Here is an 18,033-nt window from a genome sequence, read left to right on the forward strand (position 1 = left end):
CACTACCTGCTTTTAAATAAATAGCGCAACGCGGCGCCAACAAACAGGCGCACGAAGGAGAACAGCATGCTTCCGGCTCTATGGGTTGCCAAAACCGGCTTGTCCGCTCAGGACACCAACCTGACCGTTATTTCCAACAACCTGGCGAACGTGTCGACCACGGGCTTCAAGCGTGATCGCGCCGAGTTCCAGGACTTGCTCTATCAGATCAAGCGTCAGCCTGGTGCCCAGTCGACCCAGGACAGCGAATTGCCGTCTGGCCTGCAAGTCGGTACCGGTGTGTCGATTGTCGGCACCCAGAAAAATTTCAGCGCCGGCAACCTGCAGCAGACCGGTCAGCCGCTGGACATGGCGATCAACGGCCGCGGTTTCTTCCAGATCCTGCAACCGGATGGGACTACGTCCTATACCCGTGACGGTACCTTCCACCTGGACGCCGACGGTCAGGTCGTGACCGCCAACGGTTTTGCCCTGGAGCCGGCGATTGTCGTGCCCAACGACGCACAGACCTTTACCGTCGGCGCTGACGGCACCGTGTCGGTCACTATCGCTGGTAACCCGGCGTCGCAAGTGATCGGCAACCTGCAGACCGCCGATTTCATCAACCCGGCCGGCCTGCAAGCCACCGGTAACAACCTGTTCCTGGAAACCGCCGCCAGTGGCGCGCCGCAAGTCGGCACCCCAGGCCTCAATGGCTTTGGTACCACTCTGCAAAGCACCCTGGAAACCTCCAACGTCAGCACCGTTGAAGAGATGGTCAACATGATCACCACGCAACGCGCCTACGAAATGAATTCCAAGGTGATTTCCACCGCCGATCAGATGCTTTCGTTCGTAACGCAGAATCTGTAACCAAGTCCATGACGCGTCGTTTGGGGCGTCTGCAACACCGTGAGGTAAGGGTCATGAGTCGCTTTGTTTCTGTTCTGGCATTGAGTGGGATTGCCGTGCTCGCGGGCTGCGTTGCCCCGACGCCAAAACCCAATGACCCGTACTACGCGCCGGTGTTGCCACGCACGCCGCTGCCTGCCGCCGCCAACAACGGTTCGATCTATCAGGCCGGTTTCGAACAGAACCTGTACAGCGACCGCAAGGCGTTCCGGGTCGGTGACATCATCACCATCACCCTCAATGAGCGCACCACGGCGAGCAAGAACGCCAACTCCCAGGTGGCCAAGAACAGCAAGACCGGGATTGGCCTGACCTCGCTGTTCGGCGGCGGCTTGAATACCAATAACCCGTTGGGTGGGGGTGACTTGAGCCTGGACGTCGGCTACAGCGGCGATCGCGCCACCAACGGCAGCAGCAAGGCGGGGCAGGGCAACAGCTTGGTGGGTTCGATCACAGTGACCGTTGCTGATGTATTGCCCAACGGCATCATTGCCATCCGCGGCGAGAAGTGGATGACGCTCAACACCGGTGACGAACTGGTGCGCATTGCCGGCATGGTGCGTGCGGATGACATTGCCACTGACAACACCGTGCCTTCCACGCGGATTGCCGATGCACGCATTACCTATTCGGGGACGGGTTCGTTTGCCGACGCCAGTCAGCCGGGCTGGTTTGACCGTTTCTTCCTTAGCCCGCTGTTCCCTTTCTAGGTGATCACTTTGACATTCAAACAGCTGATGGCGGCGGTGTTGTTGCTTTCCCTGAGCGTCGCCGCCCAGGCCGAACGCCTGAAGGACATCGCGAGCATTTCCGGGGTGCGCAGCAACCAGCTGATCGGCTACGGGCTGGTGGTGGGGCTTAACGGCACGGGCGACCAGACCACCCAGACGCCGTTCACCTTGCAGACCTTCAACAACATGCTCTCGCAGTTCGGGATCAAGGTGCCGCCCGGCTCGGGCAACGTGCAGTTGAAAAACGTCGCGGCGGTGTCCATCAGTGCCGATTTGCCGGCGTTTGCCAAGCCGGGGCAGGTGGTGGACATCACCGTGTCGTCCATCGGTAACTCGAAAAGCCTGCGCGGCGGGACCCTGCTGATGACCCCGCTCAAGGGCATCGACGGCAATGTCTACGCCATTGCCCAGGGTAACCTGGTGGTAGGCGGCTTCGATGCCGAGGGCCGTGACGGCTCGAAGATCACCGTCAACGTACCGTCCGCCGGCCGGATTCCCGGTGGCGCCACGGTAGAACGTACCGTGCCCAGTGGTTTCAATCAGGGCAACAGCCTGACCCTGAACCTCAACCGTTCGGACTTCACCACCGCCAAACGTGTGGTGGACAAGATCAACGATCTGCTTGGCCCTGGTGTGGCCCAGGCCATCGATGGCGGTTCGGTGCGGGTGACGGCACCGCTGGACCCGAGCCAGCGCGTGGATTACCTGTCGATCCTGGAAAACCTTGAAGTCGATCCGGGGCAGGCGGTGGCCAAGGTCATCATCAATTCCCGCACCGGCACCATCGTGATCGGGCAGAACGTCAAGGTTTCGCCAGCCGCCGTGACCCACGGCAGTCTGACCGTGACCATTACCGAAGACCCGATTGTCAGTCAGCCCGGGCCGTTTTCCAACGGCGAAACGGCTGTGGTTCCGCGCTCACGGGTGAATGCCCAGCAAGAAGCCAAGCCGATGTTCAAGTTCGGTCCGGGCACCACCCTGGATGAAATCGTCCGCGCGGTGAATCAGGTGGGCGCGGCGCCCGGCGACTTGATGGCAATCCTTGAAGCCCTGAAACAGGCCGGCGCCTTGCAAGCCGACCTGATTGTGATTTGAGGTCTTGGTCATGGACATGCGCAAGAGCGGTATCAGCAGTACGGCGGACTCGGGTTCTTACTCCGACCTCAACCGGCTGAACCAGCTCAAATATGGCGACAAAAACAGCGAAGGCAACATGCGCAAGGTGGCGCAGGAGTTCGAGTCGCTGTTTCTCAACGAGATGCTCAAGTCGATGCGCTCGGCCACCGATGCGCTGGGCCAGGACAACCCGCTGAACACGCCGGCGGCCAAGCAGTATCAGGAAATGTACGACCAGCAACTGGCGGTGTCGTTGTCCCGAGAGGGCGGCGGCATCGGTCTGGCGGACGTGCTGATGCGCCAGATGCAAAAGAACCAGCCAGTGGAAGGGCAGGCCTCGACCTTGCAGGGGCCGGAGCAAGCGCCGAAGAAAGTCGATGTGCCGACCCCGATTGCCGCCGGTACCTTGGCGGATGGCCCGCTGGGTCGCTCCAACGGTCAGCGCCCATTGTGGGCATCGCGCGTGGCGGTGGCGCCGCGAGTGGATGACGGCGTGGTACATAACGACATGGCGCTGATGAATCAGCGGCGGATTTCCTTGCCGAGCACGTTGACGGATCGCCTGCTGGCCGGGATTGTGCCGGGCGTTGAAGCCGCGAGCAGCGCCAAGGCCGCGCCGCTGCGCAACAGTGCCCTGGAAGATGGCGTGATCAACGGCGCCGCGCGTACCTTTGCGCTGCGCGACGCGAACATGCAGATTCACGGCCGTGCCGTGGCCCAGCCGCCGCTGGCGCCGGCGAAGAAAGCCTTCAGTTCGCAAGACCAGTTTGTCTCCACCATGCTGCCGATGGCCAAGCAGGCTGCCGAGCGCATTGGCATCGACCCGCGTTACCTGGTGGCCCAGGCCGCCCTGGAAACCGGCTGGGGCAAATCGGTGATGCGCCAGCAAGACGGCACCAGCAGCCATAACCTGTTCGGGATCAAGGCCGGGCAGAGCTGGCAGGGCCCTCAAGCCCGCGCAATCACCAGCGAGTTTCGCAACGGCGCGATGGTCAAGGAAACGGCGCAGTTCCGTTCCTACGATTCCTATCAGGACAGCTTCCATGACCTCGTGACGCTGCTGCAAAGCAATGAAAGATATAAAGAAGTTCTGAAGTCGGCCGATAACCCGGAACGATTTGTACGCGAGTTGCAGAAAGCCGGCTACGCCACTGATCCGAACTATGCCAGCAAGATTTCGCAGATCGCCAAGACGATGAACAGCTACCAGAATTACGCTGCCGCGCAGGCGCCCACTCTTTTATAAGGTCTGAACCATGGGTTTGCTCAATATCGGGATGTCGGGGCTCAATGCCTCTCAAGGGGCGCTAGCGACCTTGAGTAACAACATTGCCAACGCCAAGACTGCGGGATACTCGCGTCAGCAGACCACCCAGGTAGCCAACGGCATGACCGGGTTCGATGGGGTGTTTGTCGGTACCGGCACGACCCTGGCGGATGTGCGCCGGGTCTACAACCAGTACCTGGACACCCAGTTGCAGACCACGACATCGCTCAATAGCGATGCCAAGGCTTATCTGGACCAGATCGGGTCGGTGGACAAGCTGCTGTCCGACCAGAGCACTGGCGTCAGCGCGGCGCTGAACAGTTTTTTTGCGGCGTTGCAGACGTCGTCCGCCAACCCCAGCGACAACTCGGCGCGCCAACTGGTGCTGACTATCGGCCAGACCTTGGCCAATCGATTCAACTCGATCGGCGCTGAGCTGAACAAGCAGAAGGAAGGCATCAACGGTCAGCTGGAAACCATCACCGGCCAGGTCAATCAGTTGACCGCGTCCATCGCCGCCCTTAACCAGCAGATCAGCCAGGCGCGCGGCTCGGGCAATGCAGAGCCAGCGAACCTGCTGGACTCGCGGAACGAAGCAGTGCGTGCGCTCAACGAATTGGTGGGCGTGAAGGTCACCGAAACCAACGGCCACTTCGAGGTCAGCCTCGGTACCGGGCAGTCGCTGGTGTCGGACGGTATTTCCAACCCGCTGTCGGCGGTGCCGAGTCGAAACGACAAGAGCCAGTACACGATCATGCTGGCCAGCGGTTCGCAACAGATGGATGTAAGCTCGGTCATCAGTGGCGGTTCCATCGGCGGCCTGTTGCGCTACCGCAGTGATGTATTGATGCCCGCCATCAACGATCTGGGGCGTACGGCGCTGGTGGTTGCCGAGAGCATCAACACTCAACTGGGCCAGGGCCTGGACGCCAACGGTCAGTTTGGTGGCGCGCTGTTCAATGATATCAACAGCGCCACGGCCATCAGCCAGCGCAGTGTCGGCGGTCCGAACAACAGCAGTGCGGGCAACCTGAACGTCAGTATCAAAAACGCCAGTGAGCTGACGACCTTTGACTATAAAGTGACCTTCACCGACGCCAACAATTACACGGTGATCCGTTCGGACGGCAAGTCCATGGGCGCGTTCGACATGACTCAGCCGGCGCCGGTCATCGATGGTTTTACCCTGGTGCTCGACGGCCAGGGCGGCATGGCCCAGGGCGACACGTTCAAGGTCAGCCCGACCGCCAATGGCGCAACGAACCTCAAGGTGGTGATGAGCGACCCGAACAAGTTGGCGTTCTCCGGGCCGTTGCTCGCCGAGGGTAACAAGAACAACAGCGGTACCGGCGTGTTTGGCGCACCGACTTTGTCGGTGCCCCTGGATATCCACGGCGGTGCCGACACCGCTCAGCTCGAAGCCGCCATCAAAGATTCTCTGCCGGTGAAGATGGTGTTCGGCAAGCCCGCCGCCGATGGCACTCAGAGCTACGTGATCAACGACGCCAAGGGCAACCCGATTGGTAACGGCACCATTATTCCGGGCCAGGACAATAAGTTGACCATCAACGTGCCGATGCTGGACGCGGCCGGTAATGTGATCAATGACGCTGCCGGCAACCCCAGAACCTTTGGCGTTGACACGATGATTCGTGGTGAGCCGAAAGAGGGTGACAACTTCAGCGTGTCGTTCAACGCCGGCGGCACTCTGGACAACCGTAACGCCCTGAGCCTGCTTGAGCTGCAAACCAAAAAGACCGTGGGCGCGACCGACGGCAATGCCGGCGTCAGCATGACCACCGCCTACAGCCAGTTGGTGTCCTCCGTGGGCGGCAAGGCCAGCCAGGCGAATGTCGACAACTCCGCCACTGATGCCATGCTCGCTTCCGCCAAGTCCAGCCGCAGCTCCGTGTCCCAGGTCAACCTGGACGAAGAAGCGGGTGACATGATCCGGTTCCAGCAGTATTACACCGCGTCGTCGCAGATCATCAAGGCTGCGCAAGAAACCTTCAGCACGCTGATCAACAGTCTTTAAGGGAGTTTGAGACGATGCGTATCTCGACCGAACAGTATTTCGATACCAGTGCTTCGCGTTATTCGAACAACTTTTCCAATGTCACCAAGACTCAGCAGCAGATCGACTCCGGCGTGCGCATCCAGACAGCGGCGGACGATCCGGTCGGCGCCGCGCGTTTGTTGCTGTTGCAACAACAGCAAGACATGCTGGGTCAGTACGCGGGCAACATCAGCAGCATGAAAAACTCGCTCAACAGCGAGGAAAGTGTGCTGGAAAGTATCAATACCGCCTTGCAGCGTGCCGGCGAGCTGGCGATCAAGGTCGCGGGCAAGGGCGGCGGCGGTATCAGCGACGACGACCGCAAGGCCGTGGCCGCCGAGATCGGTGAAATCGAGAAGCAGGTACTGAGCCTGCTCAACAGCAAGGACTCGTCCGGTCACTATCTGTTTTCCGGCGGCAAGAGCGACACGCCGCCTTATGCGCGCAACAGCGATGGCACCTACAGCTATCAGGGCGATGAAACTGCGCTGAGCCTGAAGGTCTCGGACACCTTGTCGATGGTGGTTAACGACACGGGCAAGAGCATTCTGGAAGGTACGCCTAACGCCGGTCGTACCCAGGCGACTCCCGAGGTCAACGATGGCAAGATCTGGGTCTCGGCGGGCACGATTGAATCGCCGTCGGCCTATGACAAGAGTTTTACCGAGGGCCAGCCCTATAAGCTGACCTTTCTCAGCAGCACCCAGTACACCGTGACGGATTCGGCGGGCAACGACATCACCTCGGAGACGGCCGGCAATGGCGTGTTTGACGCGACCAAGGAAGGCAGCGCCTCCATCAGTCTGCGGGGCGTGACCTTCGATATCGACCAGAACTTCACCGACGTCAAGCCCGGTCCCGACACCGATGCGGTTTACCAGGATCGGGTGTATACCCTGGAAACCAAACCGGACAGCTTCAGCGTATCGCGCACCCCGAGCAACGCCTCCACGGCGCAGTTGTCGGCGGGCAACGTGACCAGTCAGGCGGACTACTCCAGCACATTCCCGAACAAGGGCGCGGTGATCAAGTTCACCTCGGCCACCGATTATGAGGTGTACGCCCAGCCGATCAACGCCGACAGCAAACCCGTGTCTGCCGGTTCGGTGACACCTGGCACACCGGCGTTGCCGGGGCCGCCACCGGTGCCGGCGACGCCGGACACCATCACCGCGGCAGGGGTGACCTTTAATGTGGCGGGCGCGCCGGGGGCCGGGGATCAGTTTTCGGTCGGTTCCAGCACCCACAAGTCGCAGAACGCCCTGGATACCCTCAGTCAGTTACGCCAGGCGCTGGAGACACCCTCCGATGGTGATCCGATTGCCCAGGGCAAACTGAGCGATGTGGTCAACGCGACCATCACCAATCTGCAGGCGTCCTATGCCCAGGTGGACAGCGTGCGTGGCTCGATTGGCGCGCGGCTGAACTCGTTGCAGATCCAGGAGACGGAAAACACCAGCATGGTCCTGGCCAACAAATCGACGGTTTCGGCGATTGGCGACACCGATGTGGCGACGGCATCCATTGATCTGGCGTTTCAGAAGGCGATGCTCGAGGCCTCACAGCTGGCGTTCGTGAAAATCTCGCAGTTGAGCCTGTTCAGCCGCATGTAATTCGCGGCAAGACCCGACGGCCCAGCCTGGCAACAGGCTGGGCCGTTGTCGTTTGCGGGCGCGAAGTTCTTCGTGCTTTTGTACAATGCGCACAAAAAATCAGTGACCTGTGAGTCATAAAGGGCATCTTCACTGTATCGTGTAAAAAGGACAGGTGGCTGCCGAGCCCGTTTCATTGGTGCCGGGTGGCGCTTTCGGCGGTTTTTCTGCGGGGTTATCCCCTTTATTGTCAGCGCTCCTGAATGCATTCAGGGGTGTTCTCCAGCTATTTAGTATTGGGAAGCCACAATGATTGGCATAAAAAGCATCGCCAGCTATGTGCCGGCAGACGGGCTTGATAACTACGCCCAGGGTGCAAAATTCGCTAAGGATGAAGAATTCATCATTGGCAAGATCGGTTCGGCTTTTCTGCCGCGCAAGGATGCTGCGCAGGAAACTTCCGACCTGTGTGTCGAAGCAGTGAACGCCTTGTTTGCCAAAAACCCGGATCTGCAGCGCGACGCCATTGATGCGCTGATCGTCGTGACCCAGAACGGCGATGAAGAGGGCTTGCCGCATACCGCCGCCATCGTCCAGGACAAACTGGGCCTGCCGACCCACGTTGCCGCCTTCGATATTTCCCTGGGCTGTTCCGGTTACGTCTACGGCATCTATGCGATGAAAGGCTTCATGGAAGCCGCGGGCCTGAAAAATGGCCTGCTGATCACCGCTGACCCGTACTCGAAGATTGTCGACCCGCAAGACCGCAACACCACTATGCTGTTCGGCGATGCCGCCACCGCCACCTGGATGGGCGAAGATGCGCCATGGGTGCTGGGCAAAGCCAAGTTCGGCACCGACGGCTCCGGGGCGCCGCACTTGAAGGTCAGCGACGGCGTGTTCTTCATGAACGGGCGTCAGGTCTTCAACTTCGCCCTGATCAAAGTGCCGGCGCATTTGCACCAGTTGCTCGATGAGTCTGACCTCAAGGCGGACGATATCGACGCATTTTGCATCCACCAGGGCAGCGCGGCGATTGTCGACGCCGTGGCCCGTCGCTTTGAAGACGCACCGGTGGACAAGTTCATCAAGGACATGGTCGAGACCGGCAATACGGTGTCGTCGAGCATTCCCCTGTTGCTGGAGAAGCACGTGATGGACGCCACCTGGAAACGCGTGGCGATCAGCGGTTTTGGTGTGGGCCTGTCCTGGGGCTCGGCGATCATCTATCGGCCGTGATGCGTTGATAGGCTGCATGAAAAACGCCGATGATCGAAAGATCATCGGCGTTTTTGTGTGTGTGGGAGTGGGCTTGCTCGCGATGGCGCTGGGTCAGTTACCGCATCTGTGCTTGATCCAGCGCCATCGCGAGCAAGCCTGCTCCCGCTTGGGGTTTTTGCGGGGCTAAGGCCTTGAAATACAAGGGATGGCACAGGGCTAGTAAAAAAAATCAAAAAAATCCTCAAGCAACCTGCATTCACGACGATAACTATTACGAAGGTTCTCTAGGCCACACCCGGCGGTTGCCAGGGCCGGAAGCCGCAGTATCCAACTCACGAGGATTTCGTCATGGCAATGTCCGTAAACACCAACATTACTTCCCTGGGCGTCCAGAAGAACCTGAACAAAGCATCCGACGCTTTGAGCCAGTCGATGAACCGCTTGTCTTCGGGCCTGAAAATCAACAGCGCCAAAGACGACGCTGCTGGCATGCAGATCGCCAACCGTCTGAACAACCAGGTCAAAGGCCTGAACGTTGCAATCTCCAACGCCAACAACGGTGTTTCGATTGCCCAGACCGCTGAAGGCGCAATGCAAGAATCCACCAACACCCTGCAGCGTCTGCGTGAACTCGCCCTGCAAGCGGCCAACGGTGATAAAAGCGACGCTGACCGTGTTTCCCTGCAACAAGAATTCACCGCTAAAGTCGGCGAGCTGAACCGTATCGCCAGCACCACCACCTTCGGTGGTCGTAACCTGCTCGACGGCTCGTTCAACAACGTAGCGTTCCAGATCGGCGCCAACGCCAACGAAACTATCTCGTTCGGCATGACCGACATCAGCTCTACCGCTCTGAAAGGCAACTTCAGCGAAGCGGCTGTAGACGGTACTGCAATGACTGGCCTGGCGGCTACCGCTACTGGTTCGGTATTGACCAAGGCTACTGTGACCGGTACCGCGGACGCCACCATTCTCGCTGGCGAAGCGATCAACATCAACGGCCTTGATATCACGCTGGGCGCGGGTGCTGCTGGTGTTCCTGCCGCTACCGCTGCCATTGCCGCTATCAACGCTCAGTCGGACATCACAGGTGTGACTGCCACTGCCGATGCTACCGGTACAGTGAGCCTGATATCGACCAAGGCCATTGTTCTCGCGGCACCAACCACTGGTACTGATGGCTTGGCCGCTCTCGGCATGACTGCTGGTAGCAACGCTGCTGTAACTCCCACTGGCGCGTCTATCATGGGCGCTGCCGGTGGTATCTCGGTCAACGGAGTCGCTGTTGATTGGGTTGATACCGACGACATGACAACCGTTCTGGCCGCCATCGCTGCTGAGGCCGGTACTGGCGCTACCGCGGAACTGGTAGGCGGTCGTGTCAAGGTGACCTCGGGTGATGGTGCAGAGATCAAGCTGGCCAACACCGATAGCGGTTCGCTGTCGCAGTTGGGCCTCTCGGCTGGCACTACTCAGGCCAAGTTGACCGCTGACACCTCGATCGACGTAAACGGCGTTGAAGTCAAGTTCAAGAAGGGTGACACCGCTGACGCGATCGTAGCTTCGATCAACAGCGCCAGCACCGGTGTTCAAGCCAGCAAAAACGCTGACGGTACCCTGAACCTGTTCGCTGACAAAGACATCACCATCAAGGACGGTAGCGCCGGTACGGGTCTGGCTGCCCTGGGTCTGACCACTGTTGCTGGTAACGGCACCAAAACTGCCGTGACCATGGAAACCAGCGTTTCCGACCTGAGCGTCCTGACTGCCGCTTCTTCGCAGCAGGCCATCCAGGCGCTGGACGATGCCATGCAGCAGATCGACAGCCAGCGTTCGCAGCTGGGTGCGGTGCAAAACCGTTTCGCCAGCACCGTGGCCAACCTGCAGAGCATTTCGCAGAACTCCTCGGCCGCCAAAGGCCGCGTAGAAGACGCTGACTTCGCTGCTGAAGCCGCTGAACTGACCAAGCAACAAACCCTGCAACAGGCTTCCACCGCGATCCTGTCCCAGGCCAACCAGCTGCCATCCGCTGTACTGAAGCTGCTTCAGTAATATCGGTAGCGGTCAGTCAACGGAAGGGCGCGTCTACGTGCCCTTCCGTTTTTTCAGTTTTGAGGTGATGACATGGACATGAGTATCAAGCTGAACGCGTCTTACCCGGCTGGCGTAACCCAGACTAGTAACGCAACCCCGGCCCAGAACCCGCCCACGGCCAATACCGAGTCGACCTCTGACGAGGAGCCGCAGCGGGTAGCGCTGGAAAAAGCGGTAACCGATATTCGTGAATACGTGCAGGCTACTCAACGTAACCTGGACTTTTCCATCGATGACACCACCGGCAAAGTGGTCGTCAAGGTGATCGCCACCGACAGTGGCGAAGTGATTCGACAGATACCATCGGAGACCGCGCTGAAGTTGGCGCAGAATCTGAGCGATGTCAGCAGCCTGTTGTTTGATACCCGGGCTTGAGTTGGCACGAAACATGTTTCTGATTGCTGCTTGGGCGCGTTGCGCCAATAAAGCGGCAGCCGCAGGACAAGGAGAATAGCAAATGGCTAGTTCAACGATTTCCGGCCCAGGTTCGGGCTACGACACCCAAGCCATCGTCAGCGCGTTGGTGGGGGCCGAAAAGGCGCCTAAACAGGCGCAGATTACCGATCAGCAAAAACAGACGACCGTCAAGTTGTCGGCTGTCGGTACTATTAAGACGGCATTGGAAGCCTACCAGTCGGCAATCACCAAGTTGAACAATGTCTCCGCGTTCAATGGACTGGCGGCCAGTACCTCCGAAGAAAAAAACGTCAAGGTCACCCTGGGTGATGGCGCGTCCGCCGGTAAATACACCGTTGTGGTCCAGAACCTCGCCACCGCGTCGAAAGTCACCAGCAAGGTGATCGAAGACGGCGCGTCGGGCAAGGCCAATACCAGTGATGAAGACCAGACACTGACGATCAACCAGTCGGGCAAAAGCTACGACGTGGTGATTCCTGGTGGCGCGACCCTGCAACAGGTGCGGGAGTCGATCAATACCCAGCTGTCTTCCCAAGGCATCAGCGCCAACGTGTTGAGCGATGCCAACGGTGCGCGACTGGTACTCACCTCGACCACCAGCGGCGAAGGCACCGATATCACCCTCAGCGGTGATTCGGAGCTGGCCGTCGGTTATGACGCGGGTGAACCGGCGAGGAACGCCAAATACACCATCGACGGCATCTCGATGGAGTCCACCAGCAACAAGGTGACGTCCGCGATCAGTGGTGTGACGTTGGATCTGGTGGCTGCCGAAGATCCCGCCAAGCCGGTCACTATCACCGTTGCCAGCAATACCGAGACCTTGAAGACCTCGGTGCAATCGTTCGTCACCGCCTACAACGCGCTGATGACTGCGATCAACACCCAGACCAAAGTCACCGCCACCGGCGATGCTTCGACGACCACGGCGGGCGCCTTGACCGGTGATTCGTCGATGCGTCAATTGGTCGCCAGTCTGCGCAGTGAGTTGGTCAACGGTTCTGGTGCCGGAACCATCAGCAGCCTGTCCCAGGCGGGCATTACCACCGACCAGAAAACCGGGCTGTTGAGCCTGGACGACAAGGCGTGGGACAAGGCCGTGGTCAAAGGTGCGGGTGACATCGCCAAGCTGTTCACCGGTGACACCGGTTTGATCTCCCGCATGAACAAGGCGACCTCCAGCTATGTGGGCTCCACAGGGACGCTGGCGACCCGCGCCACGGACCTCAATACCAAGCTGACCGACTTGACCACCGAACAGGCAAACCTGGACCGACGGATGGAATCCCTGCAGAAATCCTTGTCCGCCAAGTACACGGCGATGGATACGATGATCGCGCAGATTAACGCCAGCAGCTCCAGCATCATGACCACCCTCAACTCACTGAACAATCCGAAGTCGAACTGACCGGCGGGCGTCCGGAACCGGTAAAAGGGCCTGGACGCACAGTTCCCGATTAAAGTTTTTCTCGGCACAGTCGAAAAACTGGTTAAGCAAATTTATTCGACTGTGGCCTGTAACGAGGTAGCAACATGAACCCTATGAGAGCCCTTCGCCAATACCAGAAGGTCAATTCCCACGCTCAGGTCTCTGAAGCCAGCCCGCACCGCCTGGTGCAGATGCTGATGGAAGGTGGGCTTGATCGCATGGCTCAGGCCAAGGGCGCATTGAGCCGTGGTGACATCGCCCAGAAGGGGCTGATGCTGGGCAAGGCGATTGAGATTATTTCCGGTCTGCGCGATGGCCTGGAGCCGGAGAAAGCCGAAGATCCGGCCGCCGTGCAGCAGTTGGATGCGTTGTACGATTACATGGGTAACCGCTTGGTCGAAGCCAATCGCGTGAACGATGCCGACATGATCGACGAAGTCGCCCGTTTGCTGATCACAGTCAAAACCGGCTGGGATGCCATCGCTCCGCAATAAGGCCACCGGCCTTGAGGAACACGTCATGAGCCATGCACTGCAACGGATTGACGACACCCGCGATGCCCTGATCGGCGCGTTGGCGGAGCGTGACTGGGATACCATCGGCGAGCTGGATCTGGGCTGCCGCGCGGCGATCGACGAGGTGCTGAGCGAAGTGCCGGTCGACGAAAGCGTGCTGCGCGAAAAGCTGGAGAGCCTGCTGGTGGTTTATCAACAGTTGCTGGAAGTGACGACCGGCGAGCGCCAGGCGATTTTTGAAGAGATGTCGCAGATCAACCAAGCTAAAAATGCGTCAAAGGTTTACCATCTGTTCGGCTGATCTGGCTCAGTTAATCCGAACAAAGCGCGTCATAAATTTGACCGTGCAGTTTTTTTTGACTTAACTAGTGCTATTTTCAGACGTCAGATAGCCGTAGCGCAGAAAATGCCTACCGCTATCTAGATTGCCCCGACTCAAGGGCATTTGAGTTTTACTAGGGAAGTTGCTATTGCATGTGGCGTGAAACCAAAATTCTGCTAATTGATGACGATAGCGTTCGTCGCCGCGATCTGGCGGTGATTTTGAATTTTCTTGGTGAAGAAAATTTGCCCTGCGGCAGCCACGATTGGCAGCAGGCTGTCAGCTCGTTGTCGTCGAGCCGTGAAGTCATTTGTGTGCTGATCGGGACGGTAAACGCTCCTGGCGCGGTTCTTGGCCTCCTAAAGACACTCTCAACCTGGGATGAGTTCCTTCCGGTGTTGCTAATGGGTGATATTTCTTCCGTGGAGCTTCCGGAAGACCAGCGCCGCCGCGTGCTTTCCACCCTGGAAATGCCTCCCAGCTACAGCAAATTGCTCGATTCCCTGCACCGTGCCCAGGTTTACCGCGAGATGTATGACCAGGCCCGCGAGCGCGGCCGTCACCGCGAACCCAATCTGTTCCGCAGCCTGGTCGGCACCAGTCGTGCCATCCAGCACGTGCGCCAGATGATGCAGCAAGTGGCCGATACCGATGCCAGCGTACTGATCCTTGGCGAATCCGGTACCGGCAAGGAAGTGGTCGCGCGCAACCTGCATTACCACTCCAAGCGCCGTGACGGGCCATTTGTGCCGGTCAACTGTGGGGCGATTCCCGCAGAGCTGCTGGAAAGCGAACTGTTCGGCCACGAGAAGGGCGCCTTTACCGGGGCGATCACCAGCCGTGCCGGACGCTTTGAACTGGCCAATGGCGGCACGCTGTTCCTCGACGAAATCGGCGACATGCCGTTGCCGATGCAGGTCAAGTTGTTGCGCGTGTTGCAGGAGCGCACTTTCGAGCGGGTGGGCAGCAACAAGACCCAAAGCGCCGACGTGCGCATCATTGCCGCGACCCACAAGAACCTCGAAAGCATGATCGAGGTCGGCAGCTTCCGCGAAGACCTCTATTACCGCCTCAATGTATTCCCAATCGAGATGGCGCCGCTGCGTGAGCGCGTGGAAGACATCCCGTTGCTGATGAACGAACTGATCTCGCGCATGGAGCACGAAAAGCGCGGCTCGATCCGTTTCAACTCGGCGGCGATCATGTCCCTGTGCCGTCACGGCTGGCCGGGCAACGTCCGCGAGCTGGCCAATCTGGTGGAACGCATGGCGATCATGCACCCATACGGGGTGATTGGCGTGGTCGAATTGCCGAAGAAGTTCCGTTATGTCGATGACGAAGACGAGCAGTTAGTAAACAGCCTGCGCAGCGACCTGGAAGAGCGGGTAGCCATCAACGGGCATGCCCCGGACTTTAGCGCCAGCGCCCTGTTGCCCCCCGAAGGCCTGGACTTGAAGGACTACCTCGGCAGTCTGGAGCAAGGGTTGATCCAGCAGGCTCTGGATGACGCCGGCGGTATCGTCGCCCGTGCCGCCGAGCGTTTGCGTATCCGTCGTACCACCCTGGTCGAGAAGATGCGCAAGTACGGCATGAGCCGTCGTGAAGGTGATGAACAGGCGGATGATTGACGCCTGTTTTTCAAGTCATTCATTAATAAGCGTTTTTTTTTAGGCACGGGTATTGCTACAGCACTCGCAACGTTCCGTTTAACTGACGGTCAGCCAAGCGAGAGAGCACAATGCCCCACGCCGCCCAACTATCTTCCGTCCCTGGCACTCAGGGGCTCGTCCCGTCCGTAGAGCAGATGAGCCGGAAAGGGCTTGAACAGGCGTTTTCGCTGTTCAGCCAGATGTCCAGCCAGTTGACTGACTCTTACAGCCTGCTGGAAGCCCGGGTCTCGGAGCTCAAGGGCGAGTTGGCGGTGGTCAGTGCCCAGCGCATGCAAGAGTTGGCCGAGAAAGAGCGTCTGGCCAACCGCCTGCAAAATCTCCTCGATCTGTTGCCTGGTGGCGTGATTGTCATCGACGACCAGGGCCGCGTGCGCGAAGCCAACCCCGCCGCGTGCGATCTGCTGGGTTTGCCGCTGGAAGGTGAGTTGTGGCGCCAGGTAATCACCCGTTGTTTTGCGCCCCGGGAAGATGACGGTCACGAGATCTCCCTCAAGGATGGTCGTCGCCTGTCCATTGCTACCCGCTCGCTCGACGCGGAGCCTGGTCAATTGGTGTTGCTCAACGACCTGACTGAAACCCGTCACTTGCAAGATCAACTGGCGCGCCATGAGCGCCTGTCGTCCCTGGGGCGGATGGTCGCTTCTCTGGCGCATCAGATTCGCACGCCGCTTTCGGCTGCGCTGATTTATGCCAGTCATTTGACTGACGAACAGTTGCCGACGGCGACTCACCAGCGTTTTGCCGGGCGGCTCAAGGAGCGCCTGCATGAGCTGGAGCATCAGGTGCGCGACATGCTGGTGTTTGCCCGTGGCGAATTGCCGCTGACTGACCGGGTCACGCCCGCGGCGTTGATGCAAGCCCTGCAAGCGGCCGCGGCCCCGCATATTCAAGAGGCGTCAGTCCGTTGGCAGTGCGATAGCCATCAGGGCGAATTGCTGTGCAACCGCGATACGTTGGTGGGCGCGCTGCTCAACCTGATTGAAAACGCCACCCAGGCCAGCGGTGTCGGTGCGCGCCTCAAGGTTCACTTGTACCGTCGCGCCGACACCCTGCGCCTGTGCGTCAGCGACTACGGCAGTGGGATTGACCCGGCGGTGTTGCAACGTCTGGGCGAACCTTTCTTTACCACCAAGACCAACGGCACCGGTCTCGGACTGACGGTGGTCAAGGCGGTCGCTCGTGCGCATCAGGGAGAATTGCGCTTGTCTTCCCGATTGGGGCGCGGCACCTGTGCATTGATAACGCTGCCGTTGTTTTCTGGCGCGGCAAGCGCGGAGTAAAGGTAAATGGCTATCAAGGTTTTATTGGTTGAAGACGATCGCGCCCTGCGTGAAGCATTGGCTGACACGCTGTTGCTGGCGGGTCATGACTATCGGGCGGTCGGCTCGGCCGAGGAAGCTTTGCAGGCGGTGGAGCAGGAATCTTTCAGTCTGGTGGTCAGTGACGTCAATATGCCCGGCATGGACGGGCACCAGTTACTGGGCCTGTTGCGTGCGCGACAACCGCAACTGCCGGTGTTGCTGATGACGGCGCATGGCGCCGTGGAGCGGGCGGTCGACGCCATGCGCCAGGGCGCGGCGGACTATCTGGTCAAGCCGTTCGAGCCCAAGGCGCTGATCGAACTGGTCGCTCGCCATGCCCTCGGTGTCGTGGCGCTGGCGGACGGCGAGGGGCCGATTGCCGTCGAGCCGGCCAGTGCGCAACTGCTGGAGTTGGCGGCGCGGGTCGCGCGCAGCGATTCCACGGTGCTGATCTCTGGTGAGTCGGGTACCGGCAAGGAGGTGTTGGCGCGTTACATTCACCAGCAGTCCCATCGTGCCAACCAGCCGTTTATCGCCATCAACTGCGCCGCGATCCCTGACAACATGCTCGAAGCTACTTTGTTTGGTCATGAAAAAGGCTCGTTTACCGGTGCCATCGCGGCCCAGGCGGGCAAGTTCGAGCAGGCCGATGGCGGCACCATCTTGCTCGATGAAATCTCCGAAATGCCTCTCGGCCTGCAAGCCAAGTTGCTGCGGGTGCTGCAAGAGCGCGAGGTGGAGCGGGTCGGTGCACGTAAGCCGATCCAGCTGGACATCCGTGTGGTTGCCACCACCAACCGCGATCTGGCGGGCGACGTGGCGGCGGGGCGCTTTCGTGAAGACTTGTTCTACCGTCTTTCGGTGTTCCCGCTGGCCTGGCGCCCGCTGCGTGAGCGCCCGGCCGATATCGTCCCGCTGGCCGAGCGCTTGCTGAACAAGCACGTCAATAAAATGAAGCATGCTCAGGCGCGGTTGTCGGCCGAAGCCCAGGCGTGCCTGATCAATTACCCATGGCCGGGTAATGTGCGAGAGCTGGACAATGCGATTCAGCGCGCGTTGATTTTGCAGCAGGGTGGCTTGATCCAGCCCCAGGATTTCTGCCTGGCGATGGGCGCCGGCAGTGTGCCGATACCGAGTCTGGCGATACCGACGGTGGTCGCCGAAAGCGCGCCCGCCGAGGTGGCCGGAGGGTTGGGGGACGACCTGCGCCGCCGCGAATTCCAGATGATCATCGACACCCTGCGTGCCGAGCGGGGCCGTCGCAAAGAAGCTGCGGAGCGTCTGGGCATCAGTCCACGCACGCTGCGCTATAAGCTGGCGCAAATGCGCGATGCCGGGATGGACGTGGAAGCGTATCTTTTCGCTAGCTGACATACATATATGCTGACAAGCTTTGTCGGCTTTTCTTACA

At 59.6% G+C, this 18,033-nt stretch carries 16 protein-coding genes; all 16 read left to right on the forward strand.

Features of this window, described 5'->3' with window-relative positions:
* The first annotated feature begins 66 nt into the window (after window positions 1-66).
* The 16 genes from flgG to BLU75_RS03785 all read left to right on the forward strand — a co-directional run bounded on the left by flgG (window position 67) and on the right by BLU75_RS03785 (window position 17,993).
* Window positions 67-852: a flagellar basal-body rod protein FlgG gene (gene flgG, locus BLU75_RS03715; RefSeq protein WP_084380695.1), complete on the forward strand. Its 786-nt coding sequence runs from the start codon at window positions 67-69 to the stop codon at window positions 850-852.
* Window positions 853-905: 53 nt separating this feature from the next.
* The gene (gene flgH, locus BLU75_RS03720) at window positions 906-1,601 is read left to right on the forward strand and encodes a flagellar basal body L-ring protein FlgH (RefSeq protein ID WP_084380697.1); all 696 of its coding nucleotides are present in this window, start codon (window positions 906-908) and stop codon (window positions 1,599-1,601) included.
* Between the two features lie 27 nt (window positions 1,602-1,628).
* The gene (locus tag BLU75_RS03725) at window positions 1,629-2,717 is read left to right on the forward strand and encodes a flagellar basal body P-ring protein FlgI (protein WP_090221610.1); all 1,089 of its coding nucleotides are present in this window, start codon (window positions 1,629-1,631) and stop codon (window positions 2,715-2,717) included.
* Between the two features lie 10 nt (window positions 2,718-2,727).
* On the forward strand, window positions 2,728-3,984 hold the full coding sequence (flgJ, locus tag BLU75_RS03730; RefSeq protein WP_084380699.1) for a flagellar assembly peptidoglycan hydrolase FlgJ: 1,257 nt from the start codon (window positions 2,728-2,730) through the stop codon (window positions 3,982-3,984).
* 10 nt (window positions 3,985-3,994) lie between these two features.
* Window positions 3,995-6,040, forward strand: coding sequence for a flagellar hook-associated protein FlgK (flgK, locus tag BLU75_RS03735; RefSeq protein WP_084380701.1), 2,046 nt, complete (start codon window positions 3,995-3,997; stop codon window positions 6,038-6,040).
* A 14-nt stretch (window positions 6,041-6,054) separates the two neighbouring features.
* On the forward strand, window positions 6,055-7,674 hold the full coding sequence (locus tag BLU75_RS03740) for a flagellar hook-associated protein 3 (RefSeq protein WP_084380703.1): 1,620 nt from the start codon (window positions 6,055-6,057) through the stop codon (window positions 7,672-7,674).
* 288 nt (window positions 7,675-7,962) lie between these two features.
* Window positions 7,963-8,892 carry a ketoacyl-ACP synthase III gene (locus BLU75_RS03745; protein ID WP_084380705.1) on the forward strand — a complete coding sequence of 310 codons (930 nt, stop codon included), beginning with the start codon at window positions 7,963-7,965 and terminating at the stop codon, window positions 8,890-8,892.
* A gap of 16 nt (window positions 8,893-8,908) precedes the next feature.
* Complete coding sequence (locus BLU75_RS27145) at window positions 8,909-9,061, forward strand: hypothetical protein (protein ID WP_157720752.1); 153 nt, start codon at window positions 8,909-8,911, stop codon at window positions 9,059-9,061.
* Between the two features lie 161 nt (window positions 9,062-9,222).
* Window positions 9,223-10,926 carry a flagellin N-terminal helical domain-containing protein gene (locus BLU75_RS03750; protein WP_084380707.1) on the forward strand — a complete coding sequence of 568 codons (1,704 nt, stop codon included), beginning with the start codon at window positions 9,223-9,225 and terminating at the stop codon, window positions 10,924-10,926.
* A gap of 72 nt (window positions 10,927-10,998) precedes the next feature.
* Entirely contained in the window at window positions 10,999-11,343 is a 345-nt protein-coding gene (locus tag BLU75_RS03755) for a flagellar protein FlaG (RefSeq protein ID WP_084380709.1), read from the forward strand.
* A gap of 82 nt (window positions 11,344-11,425) precedes the next feature.
* On the forward strand, window positions 11,426-12,793 hold the full coding sequence (fliD, locus tag BLU75_RS03760; protein ID WP_084380711.1) for a flagellar filament capping protein FliD: 1,368 nt from the start codon (window positions 11,426-11,428) through the stop codon (window positions 12,791-12,793).
* A gap of 125 nt (window positions 12,794-12,918) precedes the next feature.
* A complete protein-coding gene (gene fliS / locus BLU75_RS03765) occupies window positions 12,919-13,308 on the forward strand; it encodes a flagellar export chaperone FliS (RefSeq protein WP_084380713.1) in 390 nt (129 codons plus the stop codon).
* A gap of 25 nt (window positions 13,309-13,333) precedes the next feature.
* The gene (locus tag BLU75_RS03770) at window positions 13,334-13,630 is read left to right on the forward strand and encodes a flagellar protein FliT (protein ID WP_084380715.1); all 297 of its coding nucleotides are present in this window, start codon (window positions 13,334-13,336) and stop codon (window positions 13,628-13,630) included.
* A gap of 173 nt (window positions 13,631-13,803) precedes the next feature.
* Window positions 13,804-15,279: a sigma-54 dependent transcriptional regulator gene (locus BLU75_RS03775; RefSeq protein ID WP_084380717.1), complete on the forward strand. Its 1,476-nt coding sequence runs from the start codon at window positions 13,804-13,806 to the stop codon at window positions 15,277-15,279.
* Window positions 15,280-15,389: 110 nt separating this feature from the next.
* Entirely contained in the window at window positions 15,390-16,601 is a 1,212-nt protein-coding gene (locus BLU75_RS03780; RefSeq protein ID WP_084380719.1) for a sensor histidine kinase, read from the forward strand.
* A 6-nt stretch (window positions 16,602-16,607) separates the two neighbouring features.
* The gene (locus tag BLU75_RS03785; protein WP_084380721.1) at window positions 16,608-17,993 is read left to right on the forward strand and encodes a sigma-54-dependent transcriptional regulator; all 1,386 of its coding nucleotides are present in this window, start codon (window positions 16,608-16,610) and stop codon (window positions 17,991-17,993) included.
* The last annotated feature ends 40 nt before the right edge of the window (window positions 17,994-18,033 follow it).

The organism is Pseudomonas mucidolens (assembly GCF_900106045.1).
Taxonomy (GTDB): Bacteria; Pseudomonadota; Gammaproteobacteria; order Pseudomonadales; family Pseudomonadaceae; genus Aquipseudomonas; species Aquipseudomonas mucidolens.